This is a genomic window from Enterococcus sp. GC34, assembly GCF_040886645.1.
In the GTDB taxonomy this organism is placed as follows: Bacteria; Bacillota; Bacilli; order Lactobacillales; family Enterococcaceae; genus Enterococcus; species Enterococcus faecalis.
The window spans coordinates 468,340-482,228 of sequence record NZ_JBFOEF010000001.1; the positions used below are offsets into that span (position 1 = coordinate 468,340).

At 34.1% G+C, this 13,889-nt stretch carries 13 protein-coding genes; 2 read left to right on the plus strand and 11 right to left on the minus strand.

Annotated elements, in window-relative coordinates; translation table 11 throughout:
- Nucleotides 1-19 precede the first annotated feature (19 nt).
- The 5 genes from AB3I72_RS02245 to AB3I72_RS02265 all read right to left on the minus strand — a co-directional run bounded on the left by AB3I72_RS02245 (nucleotide 20) and on the right by AB3I72_RS02265 (nucleotide 5,999).
- A complete protein-coding gene (locus AB3I72_RS02245; protein WP_002408861.1) occupies nucleotides 20-919 on the minus strand; it encodes a glycosyltransferase family 8 protein in 900 nt (299 codons plus the stop codon).
- On the minus strand, nucleotides 909-1,754 hold the full coding sequence (locus tag AB3I72_RS02250; RefSeq protein ID WP_086280339.1) for a glycosyltransferase family 8 protein: 846 nt from the start codon (nucleotides 1,752-1,754) through the stop codon (nucleotides 909-911). The genes AB3I72_RS02245 and AB3I72_RS02250 overlap by 11 nt, the downstream gene beginning before the upstream one ends.
- Before the next feature lie 365 nt (nucleotides 1,755-2,119).
- Complete coding sequence (locus AB3I72_RS02255; RefSeq protein WP_368023484.1) at nucleotides 2,120-4,288, minus strand: L-type lectin-domain containing protein; 2,169 nt, start codon at nucleotides 4,286-4,288, stop codon at nucleotides 2,120-2,122.
- Nucleotides 4,285-5,334 carry a DUF916 and DUF3324 domain-containing protein gene (locus AB3I72_RS02260; protein WP_368023485.1) on the minus strand — a complete coding sequence of 350 codons (1,050 nt, stop codon included), beginning with the start codon at nucleotides 5,332-5,334 and terminating at the stop codon, nucleotides 4,285-4,287. Before AB3I72_RS02260 ends, AB3I72_RS02255 begins: the two co-directional genes overlap by 4 nt.
- Nucleotides 5,335-5,423: 89 nt before the next feature.
- Complete coding sequence (locus AB3I72_RS02265; RefSeq protein WP_368023486.1) at nucleotides 5,424-5,999, minus strand: WxL domain-containing protein; 576 nt, start codon at nucleotides 5,997-5,999, stop codon at nucleotides 5,424-5,426.
- A gap of 202 nt (nucleotides 6,000-6,201) precedes the next feature.
- On the opposite strand from AB3I72_RS02265, the gene AB3I72_RS02270 reads away from it, so the two are divergent.
- Both AB3I72_RS02270 and AB3I72_RS02275 read left to right on the plus strand, forming a co-directional pair.
- Nucleotides 6,202-7,041, plus strand: coding sequence for a helix-turn-helix domain-containing protein (locus AB3I72_RS02270; RefSeq protein WP_101008463.1), 840 nt, complete (start codon nucleotides 6,202-6,204; stop codon nucleotides 7,039-7,041).
- A gap of 124 nt (nucleotides 7,042-7,165) precedes the next feature.
- Nucleotides 7,166-7,903 carry a LytTR family transcriptional regulator DNA-binding domain-containing protein gene (locus tag AB3I72_RS02275; protein ID WP_002377201.1) on the plus strand — a complete coding sequence of 246 codons (738 nt, stop codon included), beginning with the start codon at nucleotides 7,166-7,168 and terminating at the stop codon, nucleotides 7,901-7,903.
- A 33-nt stretch (nucleotides 7,904-7,936) separates the two neighbouring features.
- Here the strand turns inward: AB3I72_RS02275 and AB3I72_RS02280 are convergent, their stop codons facing one another.
- The 6 genes from AB3I72_RS02280 to AB3I72_RS02305 form a co-directional block, all read right to left on the minus strand.
- On the minus strand, nucleotides 7,937-9,181 hold the full coding sequence (locus AB3I72_RS02280; RefSeq protein ID WP_104844423.1) for a GHKL domain-containing protein: 1,245 nt from the start codon (nucleotides 9,179-9,181) through the stop codon (nucleotides 7,937-7,939).
- 90 nt (nucleotides 9,182-9,271) lie between these two features.
- Nucleotides 9,272-10,999: a hypothetical protein gene (locus AB3I72_RS02285; RefSeq protein WP_368023487.1), complete on the minus strand. Its 1,728-nt coding sequence runs from the start codon at nucleotides 10,997-10,999 to the stop codon at nucleotides 9,272-9,274.
- A gap of 13 nt (nucleotides 11,000-11,012) precedes the next feature.
- A complete protein-coding gene (locus tag AB3I72_RS02290; protein WP_061101378.1) occupies nucleotides 11,013-12,050 on the minus strand; it encodes a DUF916 and DUF3324 domain-containing protein in 1,038 nt (345 codons plus the stop codon).
- Nucleotides 12,043-12,756: a WxL domain-containing protein gene (locus tag AB3I72_RS02295; RefSeq protein ID WP_202452875.1), complete on the minus strand. Its 714-nt coding sequence runs from the start codon at nucleotides 12,754-12,756 to the stop codon at nucleotides 12,043-12,045. The genes AB3I72_RS02290 and AB3I72_RS02295 overlap by 8 nt, the downstream gene beginning before the upstream one ends.
- A 32-nt stretch (nucleotides 12,757-12,788) precedes the next feature.
- Complete coding sequence (locus tag AB3I72_RS02300) at nucleotides 12,789-13,448, minus strand: WxL domain-containing protein (RefSeq protein ID WP_010777711.1); 660 nt, start codon at nucleotides 13,446-13,448, stop codon at nucleotides 12,789-12,791.
- A complete protein-coding gene (locus tag AB3I72_RS02305) occupies nucleotides 13,445-13,774 on the minus strand; it encodes an LPXTG cell wall anchor domain-containing protein (protein ID WP_002398721.1) in 330 nt (109 codons plus the stop codon). Before AB3I72_RS02305 ends, AB3I72_RS02300 begins: the two co-directional genes overlap by 4 nt.
- Nucleotides 13,775-13,889 lie beyond the last annotated feature (115 nt).

Genomic DNA, 13,889 nt, shown 5'->3' on the forward strand with positions numbered 1-13,889 from the left:
TTCTAAATAACAAGGGTTATCAAACATGTTCAACAGCTTTACTATTTTTGGCATAAGAAAGATATTTACTAAATGTTTTTGCACAACGAAAGGCAGTCCTGTTCGCATATTGATCATAATAACGCTTGGTATACCACTGAAATTCTTTCGTCCAAGGTTTGACATGGCCAGTAAAGTGGATAATGGATGGTGCTCTTCTCGTTTCTTCATATTGTCTTTCTCCATAAATAGTCGGATGTTTTTTCGCTTTTGACAGAATATAACCTTGGGCATTCCACTTAGGATGTAACTGGGTCCAACGGTCGTGTAAAACCGCATTCAATGCATCTTGATCATGGAAACGTAATTTATCTGGATTTTCTTCAATAAATCTTAAGACTTTAGTGGTTACATCTAAATTCAACCATTTTTTAACATCGATTAGCAACAAGCCTGAGTTAAAATAACACATAGATTCTGCAGGAATCGCCATTTTTTCCAAACGTTGATGGAACCCTGCATCTTCCACAGCGGCGATGATATTTTCACCTAAATCAACTGTCCATAATTTTGCGACATCATCTAAGGCAATCATGTCACAATCCATATACAACAGCCGTTCGATCTGGCTTCCTCTAAACAACTCTGGAATAGCAATCCTGTAGTAAGCTGTTTTGGGGATTCGCTCACTGGTTACAACATTTTTGAAAAAATGGGGGTTGATTTTTAAAAATGTTAACTCTGCATTGATTTGGGTATGTTTAATCGTAAAATACAGTAGTTGCTTGCTTTCAAAATTGATATTGTCATCAATCACATAAAAATGAACAGCTGCCGCTGAAGGACTATTTTCTAAAATTGAAACAAACATAGCAGCAAGATGCGGTACAAAGTTGGTATTGCAACATGAGACAATCGCTAATTCTTTTCTATTTTCCATTTCTTGCACCTACTTTCTTTAACTTGTTTAGATAAAGAGCTGTATAAGGATGATTTTCTAACGTATTCCAGGGTTTATCGTGACCAGTAAAATGAATAATCGCTGGCTCTTGATTTCCCGCTGCATATAATTTTTGGTAAGCCTCATTAGGCGCTTCATGACGATTAAAAACTAAAGACGTCTGCATATTCCATCTTGGTTCTAAAGCTAGCCAATCTTCATAAAGAACGGCGTTTAAAGCATCTTGGTCATGATAAACTATGCGGTCCCCATTTTCTTCTAGATACTGAATTGTTTTTTGAGTGATTGCTTTCTCGTTCCATCGGTCAATATCAATAATCATGACTCCTGAATTAAAATAATAATCGGAAGAATGGATGCCCAAACGTTTCAAGGCATATGCTTGACCAGGATCAATAACCGCGCCAATCGTTTGGTTCACTAATGGCGTATCATACAACTGGACAATATCATCTAAAACAAGCGTATCTGCATCTAAATAAAGAACCTTTTTATAGCTATATTTTTGTAAAAGTGACGGTAAAGAAATGCGTAAGTAAGCGGTCGTTGTAATATGATCACTCACTAAAAAATTTTGATAAACTTCTTTGTCTGCTGTTAGAAATTCAACAGTCGCACTTTGTGAGTTACTACTAACCGTTTCTCGGAGTGCTTTTTTGCTAGATAGCGACAGCCCATCATCAATCACATAAAAATGAACAGGTCTCTCCGCATGACAATTTTCTAAAACAGTTGTCATCATTACATTCAAATAAGGAGCATAATTTTCGTCTGAAGCTGTCACAATTGGCACAATCTTCTGAGTTTTTCTCATCAAAACCACTCTCCTCTTTTATTTTTATAGCTAAGTTCCTATTTAGAATAGGCCCTGAAAAACTTATCTGCAAATCATATGCTCATTAATTTATAATATAATTATAATAAAAATATATTTTATGGCTATAAAATAATATTTATGAGGGAACAAAAATAAATAATAGACCTCTAATTTAGGGATATATTAAGCAAAACAAAACCTACTTAATACTGCCACTACTATTTTTTTACTTCGGATAAAAGTATTGCTTCTAGATTTTCTTATTTGTTTTAATATTTAAAAAAAATATTACCAATAAAAAACTGACTACTCAGTTAAGTAGTCAGTTTTTTGTTTAATAATCTTTAAAAATATTCTCATTTTCAAGGCTTAACTTCTGATAACCGCCATCTAACATTTCCTGAATACCGTCCTGGTACAACCTTTAAAGGATCAGCTTTAAAACGAAAATAGAGATCATAATCATTTAAACTTTTAGTTACATCCTTACCTTCTACTTCTTGCTTTAGAATTAACTGTTCATCTTTGGTTAATTGAAAAAGTAATGTTTGAGTATTCTTTTCAAAAAAACAAAGAGAGACCTCTTGTCCCCAGCTTTCTAGTTGTTCAACGATAGTTGCTAGTTGTCCGCTTAATTCCCAAGAGTAACTACTTGTATTTGTAATTGTCAACGAATCATTCTCTGGTAAATTTTCTATTTTCATATAGAAATAACCATCTTCACGCTTCGTTTGAACTAATTCGTTGATTGTCAAAGTGTTTCCAACAAAAGCAGTAGGAACTGTTGTTAATTCTATAATTCCTTTGAAATCAATGGCTTGAATTTTGGTTTCTGATTGATTTCCTTCAGCATCTACTGTATACATACCTACGTAATACATTTTTTCAGGTTGAAGCTGTGAAGTTTCGTATTCAATAGTTGTTTCAAAATTCTCCGTTAAATTTTCTCTCGAAAGATGTGCTTTTTCAATAAAAGTAGTCGTAGCTAATTCTTCTTCTGAAACAATAGGACTCATAAATAGTTTAGTGGACGTAGAATTTTCATCTTCAATTTGAACAGGAAGGTAGGCCTTACGTTTTTGTCTTACAATCTGAGGAGACTGAGCTGCCTCCGTTGCAGAAGAATGACCAGTTGTAATTGTCGGCCTCCATTTCCCTGTTAGCTTGTAATAATGGGCAGCGGGATCACCGGTAGTCACTGGTTTGGAAAAAGCATTCCCGGAAAAAGTACTAGAAACAGGAATAGTTAAATCCAGTAGGCTATTTATTTGAACCAGCTTGTTTTTCACTTTGAAATAAAGACCATACAACGTACCTCTTTCAAGTGCCGGCAATGTAATGACTATTTTGTCTTTTTCTCTTGTAAAAGGAAGTGCTTGTCCTCCCGTTGGTTGAGCGCCTGTCCCAATTTCTTGAGCACTCCCGAAGTAAACCTTATTCTCTAGCACTTCAAAGTTATCAGGGAGTATCATTTGGATCCTCGTCCCGGCTTGTAAACGAAGTAAATCACTTGTTTGTAAATAATCAATCGCTGTCATATACGTGATTTCTTGACTTCTGTCGACAAAATGAACTTCGTTTTGAGGAATCCCAGTGTCTGCTAGCAATTGGTTATCCGCTGATTGTGCAACACCCGTACGTAATTGCAAATCTACCAGCCCTTCCACATTTGTAAATGAAATAGCTTTTGCTTGTGCGTAGCCCCCATTTGCTCCAGTAAACCCAAAATAAACACGTTTATTTTCATTTAAGCCTAAGTTATTTTTAAACTCCGTATCCACAGGAATCGTAATATTTAAGGCATAATCAGGAACAGAATAGGTAAATGTTCCCGCTTCTCGTTTAAATTCCACGATAAATTTATGCCACTTACTATCAGATAAATCTGTCACTCCTTTTTCATTTCGGTGATGAAGGACTTTGTCAATCTTAAAAATACCATCTTTTGTATAGGAAGTTTCTGCCCCCGGATAAGCCCAGGCAATATGATGACCTTTGGAACTTGTATCACGATCCATCATGCCATCGTTTGCAATAAGATTACTATTATTGTTATAGAAAGTGTCAAATTCAATCGCCAAACTGTTAGGAATTGCCCCCTTACTTAGTGGTGTAGAATCTCCTGTGTTTGCCCATACTCCAATCGTTGGACCAGCTTCTTCGGCTATTGCTGTCGGACCATTACTTTGCATAACAAATGTTAATCCATCACTATCATTTGTTACATTTTCAATATAAAAAGCCATCTCAATTTTAAAATCATTTGTAAAACTCACTGGGTTATTAAACCAAACTGCCCCACTAGAACTCGGTGTTGTATCATTAATCTGAACATAGCGGTGATTTTCAGATCCACTTGGACTTCCCGCTTTTCCTACCGTGGAAATCATCGTTTGATCAATTGGCAATGTCTCAAACGCTGGTTCAATGATCTCTGCTAACCCTTCACTGGGAAAGAAAAATAGACCACCAAAGAAAAGTAATAAACAGGAAAGTAAAAAAAACAAGCCGCCTAATTTGCTGGGCTTCATTCTTGATTCACCCTCTTTTTATTTTTTAATTGGTAATATTTCCAAAGTAAGCCCAGAATTGCTAGTAAAAACACAATCAGCATTCCAACTAAAATTGAAAATATAATAGATTCATCTTTCTGTTTGGTGAAAAAGACTGTTTTTTGATTAATTGCTTTCGCTTGAGCAGCAGAAACAGTAAACGAGTCATCGAACACCCAGTTGCCTTTTGAGGAATGAATTGCGATATGAACATTATATGTTCCAGATTTTAAAGTTTCTTCCTTTAACTCTGTTAAAATTGGAATCAAGGAGTTAGGAGCAATTTGATAGTTGTCTGCTTTTTTCGCACCAATTATTTTTTTATTTGTTTTATCATAGACAGTTGTCTCAACGTTTACCTTACCAAATGCGGTAGGCTGGTTGTTTATCAAGGTACTTTTGATAACTACAGTATCATTTTTTATGACTGGCTCAGTTTTGTCAAAAAGTAAATTAGGCTCAGGCAGTGAACCCAAATCGGTGCGTAACCTGACACCGATTTGGGTTAGATATTTTGCCTGAATCATTGAATGCATTGCTTTTTCTTGGTTTGGGGAAGTAATTGTTTCAAAAGCAAAAGCACCTAGCACTTCACCAGTAATTTTTTGTCGTTGACTGTCTAACTGAAACGAAACTTTTTTACTTTCAGAAGGCTTCAGACTTATTATTTGTTGTTTTGGTTCAACAAATTGAGTAAATGACTGCCCCTGATACATTTCTGCAGTTTCACGGCTTTGATAAGCAATTATACCCGTAGATGTTGTATAACTGTTTAAAGCACTCGCTTTTACTTGCAATGTTTGTTCAGATGTATTTGTAACTAGAAGAGTCAACGTTTGTTTATTTTCCTGAAGATATAAATCAAAATATGTAGCTTCTGATACTTGATTTTCAGGATACTCGGGTGTCACAGTAAAAGCGGTCGTTTCCGCCTCTACAAACATTACTTTACTATTTATGCTAAAAAATATGCTACATAATGTGAAAAAAAATAACAAAAAAGTAGTGTTACTTTTAACCGTCATGCTCTCTCCTCCTAACAGCCAAAATTTCAACTCTATTGTTGAGCCATTTAACTTACAGACAAATTATTAATTTTTTTGTCTAGGTTGCTTCATTCAGGAGTATAAGCGTTTGTTAACACCCAAGTAACCGTTCCACTGTAGCGACCACTATTAATATTTTGTTTTGGAAAAGTTAACGTCGTGTTTGATAAATCAAATTCATTCGCTGCCAATCCAGTTGTTCCGTTTGCACTAGCGACAAGTGTCGGGTCAGTCGTGCCAGCGTCAATTGTTGTCGTAGCAGTAACTGTCGCATCACCTTTTGCCCGTGTGGTTGCTAAATTCAATTTCGCAGATTGTAATTTTACGTTATTTTCATTTTTAATATCTGATAGTTTTAACGACAACATCCAGCCGGATTCGTTTGGCCCTCGATAATCAGATACTTTCGTTATCTCTGGTGTTCCAGTCAATGTTTGATCAGATTCCGCAACATCTTGAATCGTTAGCTCTCCAAAATTAAAGTTAGAAACTGCATCTAAATTTAAGATTCCTGGTTGAATTGTCAAAGATGCTTCACTTGTCAATTCAGCTGTTGGGTTCGCTTCAGCGGCATACGAATTGATTGCGCCACCTCCCAAAGTCACTCCCAGTACTGCTATTGTTGATAAAATACTTTTTTTCATCCTATCCCATCCTTTTTAAAATTTTCAAAAAATGACCTTAACTACCTAAAAGATAATTAGCCTGAATTGGAGCATAACATAAGATGTTTTTACTTTTAAAAAAAGATGTACTATAAGTCATTTTCATTAGAGAAAGACCTTTCTATGATGGTATAATAGGGAAACAGTAAGAAACTTTCAGAGACCAAGGAGGAAAACTGGCGTGTATGGTCAAACAATCAGAAAAATTCGAAAAGACAAAGGGTTAACTCAAAAAGATGTTTGCCAAGGAGTTGTGACACTGAGCTATTACAGCCGAATTGAACGAAACATTAGTAGCCCTACCATCGATATATTTATGAAGATCATAAAAAATTTGAATGTTCGATTAGAAGAATTTATGTATATTCACAATGGCTATCAGAAAGCTTTAAAAGATCAGACTTGGTTTGAGATTACCGAACTTTATCATGCAGGAAATATGAAAAGTCTCGAGGACTATAAAACAGCGATTTTAACTGGAAAACTGCCACACGAAGAAGAAATTACGATTCAATTAATTAATCTGTTTATTTATCGTTTGGGCGGCAATGTCGTTGCCGAAAATATAACAAATATTGTTCAAAACTTGATGAACTTAGAGAACTGGACAAGTAGGGAAGTCACGATGTTCATTACGATTATGGACGAAATTCCTATCGAAACTTTGTTAATTATTGTCAATCGATTGCTCAAAAAAAGAAATCTTTATTCTGCTTCTGACGGCTACAATTCTCCTTATAGCAAAATACTCATCAATACTATCCTTCTCTGTGTAAACAACAAGTATCTCAACGAAGGGCTAAGTTATTTGAAACAGTTTCGAGCAATGTTAGAAATTCGAGATTTATACGGAAAAACAATGGCTTTATTCTTAGAAGGATTGCTTTGCTATGCCAAAGGAGCACAACTTGCGGGTACAAAAAAAGTTAATGAGGCCTTTCAAATTTTTCATTTATTAGAGATGGATAATTTTTCTCGCAAATATCAGCAATACTTTGAGTATATTAAAACTATCTATTAATAGGTTCATTTTTGTGACTTTTACAGTGTTAGCTTATGGAAGAAAGTATACGTAGCACTTTCTCTTCCTAACTTATTTCTGTTATACTTAAGTAAGAAATATGTAGGTAGGAGAGCGTAAATTTATGAAAATTTATTACATTGAAGACAATCCTTTTCATCAAGAGCGATTTAAAAAAGAACGCCACAACTATGAAAGTTTACGTTCTGTTCCTGTAGAGATATTTCCCAATAATAAATTAGAAAGTATTTATAAAAAACTAGATACTTTTGATTTTTCAGTCTCCGATATCTTCTTAATTGATATTGATTTGCAATCCCTTCATTCTGGTATTGATTTTGCAAAAAAGATTCGACTAATTAATCCTGATTGCTACATCATCTTTTTATCAAATGATACAACTAAAGGTTTAGAAATTATCAATCAACATATTCGACCTGATTTATATCTCTCTAAAAATGAAATGAGCAACGTATTTTTAGCTTTGGAAAATATCTTGGTATCTAGATTAAAAAAAGTTAATAACACAACTGCTCTTATTGAACTTAAAGGTTCTTCAAAAGTCTATCTGATTCATCCAGATGAAATTAATTACCTCTCCACTATTAAAGGATTTCGTTCGTCTATAGAATTTTTCGGTACAACAGAAAATTTTATCATTCAAGATAAAATGAAAAATTTAAAACAATTACTTGCTCCTTATCATTACTTTAACGATTTAAAAAGCTTTTCCATTAATCCGTATAATATTAAAGAAATAAATAAAAATACATTGGAAGTTATTTTTAAAAACGAAGAGTGTTTGGCATTGAGTGCTACCAGCATAAAGAAATTACTTACGTACATTGATGCTCTAGGATAAACAAAAAGCAGGCAAAATATGCCTGCTTTTTGTTTACTTAAAAGAAATAGTTAAAGATAATTCAAACAGTTTCTCTTGTTTATCATAGCGCAAATCATAATTAATATTGTTATACAGGTTAACAATTCTTGAAAAATTATAAAGCCCTAGTCCTCCTGCTTTTTTCTCGGAATGACCACGTTTTAAAAGTACCGTTAAATTGCCACCATGGTCAATTATCGCAGGATTTCTAACTAAAAAATGAAAAGCCTGATCTTTCTCGTTTAAACAGATAACAATCGGTTGAGCATTATCTGTTGCCGAATAATGCTCAATGGCATTATTTAAAGCAATAGAAAGTAGACGGATCAAGTCGATATAGTCCACAGCAACCGTTGAAATCACATTTAAAACTTGAATAGAGTATGATCTATTATTCTTTTCTGCTTTATCGATAAAATCATAAAGTAAACCTTTAATCACTGGGTCTGTAATCTTTTTCATTGGATTATGTCTAGCATCTTCTATCCTCTCTAAAGAATACTCTTTAAAATGAGTTACCAGTTCTCGCGCCTCTTCTGGTTTCTGATGACTAATTCCATATTCTAAGGCTGCAATAAAATTTAAATAATCATGACGAAATTCATCTAATTTATTGTAATATTCTTGTGTTTCTTTTAAATCTTTTAAGTAAGAAGTAACAAATTCCTTACGTTTTCTGTTAATAATGAACACTATAAAAGCTACACTACTAAAAAGGTTGAATCCTAACATAATAATTGAAGTTAACACGTAATCTAGTGAATATAGGTTCACTTGTGCATGTAGAAAATAAAGTCCTGCCATCATTAAAGTAGACAATAAGGTAATGCTTTTCATTTTTTTCGTATAATCTGTAAAATAGTCAAAAATATGATATTTTTTATCAAGATGCTTCAAGTACAGACATAAAAATACTGTCATAGCGATTTCTAGAAAAACAGTAATATATAAATGATTGAATCCTAGATATCGTGGAAGATCAATACACAAGAAGATAATTAATCCCCCACAACTCATTAAAAAATTATTTAGTAAGATAGAAAGATAAATGTTCTCTACTTTAATATAGATATAGTAACATTGAGAAAAATAGAGCAGAAATAAAAAAAAGAATGTATATTTTATCATAAGTAAATTACAAACCGCCAATAATAAATAAAAGATAGTAAAAAAGTACGTACTTCGCTCCTGAAATAATAGATTGATGCCTATTAAAATATTTACATACACCATACCCACAAATACAATTAATTCCATTATTTTACTTCCACTCCTGACTTGCTAACCTATATTATCATACCAAAAAAGAAAGAAAAACAAAGAATCTATGTTTTCCTTTCTTTTTAACTAGGGCGCTTCAATAATTGTCCATTCTAACTCAGATTGATAATCGCCAATATATGCATTCGATGAAATCGCTAAATCAAATTGATGATTTCCATCTTGTATCAGACCATATTCCGTGTCAGTTTCTTTGACAACAGGTAAGGTAACTTGTTGATTATTCGTAATGACTAAATTATCTCTATTATTTTGATAACTGAGAACAGCTGGAAGTTCTCTTTGCGCATTTTTAAATGTGCTTATTTGGCTGACTACTAATTGCCAGTTTCCTGGTGAACGCGTGGTATCTTCAATTTTTATATCGACTGGTTTTTGAGGAAGAGAGTGAACTGTTTGTCCATTAATAACAGCATCATGAAAAGATAGGACTGAATCAACAGATTTAAAATGTACAGTGCCTTCCATTAATTGTAAGGTAAAAGTTGCAACATTTGACTTGAGTCCTTCTGTATCTACCACATAAATTTCAACAGCATTCGCTCCAAGTTTTAAATCGGCTAATGATATTTCTTGTGAAAAAACATTCCAAGTCCCTTTATTTGCATTCGCTACAGAATTTTCTAGTAGATGTTCTACCCCATTTAATTTGTAATAAAGAGTCCCCGTTTGACTCTCAGCGTCTTTCCATTGTCCTTCCACTTTAAAGGATGAAAGATTCGGCGTTATTGGAATAGTTTTATTTGATAATGCGTCCACCAACTGAAGTTGAGGAGGTGTATTTTTTTGTACCAACGTTAGTATCCCGTTATCGGATGCGGTTTGCCCCATACTATCTTTTATTTCAATCTGTGTTTTATTTTGGCCAATCATTCCTATATTAGTTAAATCAACGGGTATTGAAAATGTTCCCTCTTTTTGAAAACTCCCAGTTGGTATCGCAACAGCTTGACCATTAACAGTTAACGTGGGTTTTAGATCCGCTATATTTCCAGTCCATGTACCGGTTAAAGTTATATGGTAGGAATTTGCATCAGTGATGTCGACTACTTTATTTTTACTTCCATCATCAAAAGATACATTGATACTTTGAATAGCTGGCATTTTCGTAGTTAAAAAATCCTCCCAATCAAAATCACCTTTAGAGCTGTCATAAATACCTGAATGAAGAGAAAACTCTTTATTTTTTAACGCTTCCTCTGTAACCTTGGCTTTATACGAAAGAATAATTTTATCTCCTTTGTTTATTAACAAATTGGAAATTCGATAAGTGTCATCATAAGGACCATCATCATATTGATTCGTTACTTGAAGTTCTGTCATCCGACCATCATAGGAAACAGTATCATGATACATCACTTGTGCTTCTGCATTAAAGGCCCAAAATATATCTCGATGAAGTTCTTTAGAAGTATTAACGAATGAGCCAGTATCAGATAAACTTCCGCTTTTATAAATAAACGTTGGTTCTCCTTCTAATTTCAAACCTTGTGTTTCATCTGGAAAAAGAACTAACATGGAAGATTGATTAAAAGATTCAGGTAAGACACCATCATCTAGTTTTTCCAAAGTTGTATTGACTGTGACCGTGTCCCCAACAGCGGTATAGTAAGGTGAATGGTCTTTTTCATAAGCAATTGTAGCTTTCACATGACCACCCAAAATGGTTGCTTCTTGATTATCTGGGTAGTCTGCGGCTAAAACATTCCCTGAAAAAAAAATCAGAGAAATAAAAATGGCACACATTAGAACTAAACAATTGGTGGCAAAGAATTTTTTATTAATTATGTTCATTGGATATGCTCACCTACTTCTTTTGTTTAAGTAATTTATAACTTAAAACTAGAATAATCCCTATTAATAATAAACCTACCACGATAATGATCGGTAAATACGGAACTCCTTTGTTTTCTAGAACAGCTTTTTTATTTATTTTTTCTGCTTTTTTAGCTTGTATTTCGAAATCAGTCGTCAAATGCCAAGTTTTATGGGTAGTCCCTTCTTTAGCATCAATTGTGACGGTATAGTTACCTGGTGTAATCTTTTCTTTATTTAAGCCAATTGGAAAGTTAAAATTTGTATTAGGCGCAATGGACATATTTTCTTTTTTCGATTTATAAAGAACCTTTTTAGAACCTTTTTTTGTAATTGTTGCGTCAAAACTTACTTTACTGATAATTGTTGGTGTTGGATTTTGGACATTTGCAAAAATAGTCGTATACGAATTTTCTAAACCGGGCCGCGCAGCTAGTAATTTTAAATCTGGCGTCACTTTATTTGTATTCGTTTCTAATTTCATTCCGATTACATAGGCATATTTATTTCTTATTGCTGTCCCACTAACCTTTTTACTTAGCGTATCTTTTTTAGTGATATGAATGCCACCAAGAATTATCCCTGTAAAAGCTTGTTTTGGCATCTTTATTTGAAAGGGAATATCTTTTGCTTCTCCAGGTTGTAATGTCACCTCTTGTGTCTCTGGTGAAACCAATTGATTTAACACATAATCAGCTGATACATCTTTTTTTACGTTTTTTTGTCCATAATCAATGACACCATTACTATTCGTTACAGCATTATTAACATCGACAAGGTAAGTCGCCTTCTCTTGACTATTATTCTTTACATGAATAGAAACTTGTTCTTTTTGACTCGGTTTTAATAATAAGTCAAAATAAGAAAGCTTTTTATTATTTTGAAAAGATGGAAGATTTGCGCTAACACTGTATGCTGATTCTGAAGAATCAGCATACACTTTTACATTGTTCATTCCTAAAATAATAAAACTTATTCCGATAAACAAACAACTTTTAATGAGGGAGAAACGAGGTCTGCTCTTATTCATGCGCATCAATTGGACCAGCAGTTAAAGTCCAAGTAATCGTCGCTGTATATTCTTTTGCCTGAGCACTTCCTGAGGGAACGGCTAGTTGAACATCTGTATTATGTCCTTCTTCACCAGGAAACACATCTAGCCAGGTTCCTTCTCCTGCCAGACTAGCTGCTGACATGACATTTTGTGCTTCAGTATTATTGAAAGTTACATCTTCGTTTACAGTAGGTTGTGCACTGGTATTATCTGATTTTTTTCGAGCAACTCCATTTTCAAACGATAAGACGGCCCCTTTTAATTCAGATTGATCCTCTGCTTTAAATTTAGAAGCACTTGCGGTTAAAGTCCACCCTCCTTCAACACCACGTTTATCAGTAATTTGGACATGTGGTTCAGCATTTAAAGCGCTATATACTTGACTATCACTAGAGATTTCTTGGGTCCCAAAACTAATATTAGAGACATAATCAATAGATAAAGGACCATTATCATCTGTTCCATGATTATCTGGATCATCTGGGTCAACCGGATTGACAGGATTATCTGGATCGTCTGGATCAACCGGATTAACTGGATCATCGTTTCCTCCAGTAAAAGTAACTTTTGCTGTAGTCGTTGTTGCATCACCTGACTCGGCTGCATTTGCTAAAATTCCAGTCAAAAGTGTTGCAGACAATAATGTTGTCGCTGCTAAAGAATATAAGATACTTTTTTTCATATTCATTCTCCTTTATGTGTTTGTAACTTTTTTTAAGCGGGTGCATCCGTTAACGTCCATTCAAGAGTCGCTGTGTAATCCCCAGCCAAATTTCCAGAAGGAACTTTCAAAGAAACATCTGTTGTAGTCATTTGATCTGCCCATGTTCCTAACCCTGTATTCACTGCTGAGGTCATGATATTTTGGGCTTCTGTGTTAACTGTTACAACTGCTGTAGATGGCGTTGCAGATTGATTATCATTCACCGTTTTAGGCGTGCCGTTAGGTAAAGTTAATTGTGCCCCCTTCAATTCTTGCCCACTTTGTGTTTTGAATCCAGCACTTTCGCTATCATAATTGACTTGTAAATTCCAACCTGCACCAGTTCCCCGTAAATCGGATACTTGAGCTTCTGTACGTAAAGAAGGTTTTTGTGCGGCATACGTTTCTGTAGAACCAGAAATTGTTTGCGTACCAAAATCAATATTAGAAATGTAATCGATACGCAAGACCCCAGTGTTTCCTGTTGGATCATTGGAATTAGGATTATCATCTGGATCAATAGGATCAATTGGTCCAACAGGATTATCTGGATCTGCTTGTGAGATGCCGATTTTTGCTGTACTTGTAGCATCTTTATCTTCAGCATGAACGACTGTACTACCTAATGTTGCACAACTAAATAATGCCGTAATTAAAATCATCTTTTTCATTGTTCTGTTTCCTTCTTTCTTCTTTTGAAAAATATCCATAATAGTAATCCGCCAATAAGTAACCAACCACTAAGCATAAAAAAATGATTTTTTAGTTCATTAGTCATTGGAAATAATTTCTGGGATTTCATTTCGTGATACTTTTTGCTGTTTTGTGTTTGTACATCTGAATTATTCGTTTTTTGTTGTGGCATATTGCTTTTAAAGGTAATGCCAACGTTACTTTTTTCGCTAATTGCAAAAGCATCCTGTCCAAAACTAGTAGATATTTGAATACATCCAATCATCATTAGCATTATAAGCAATTGTCTACTAAATTTTTTCATTTGTTGTCCCCCTTACCATTAATCGAATAGCACCCCCAAACTGAAGTTTTGATCAATTTAGAATTATTACAATTCAGAACATCCATAGTATACTTAAATCAAAACAACATTTCCT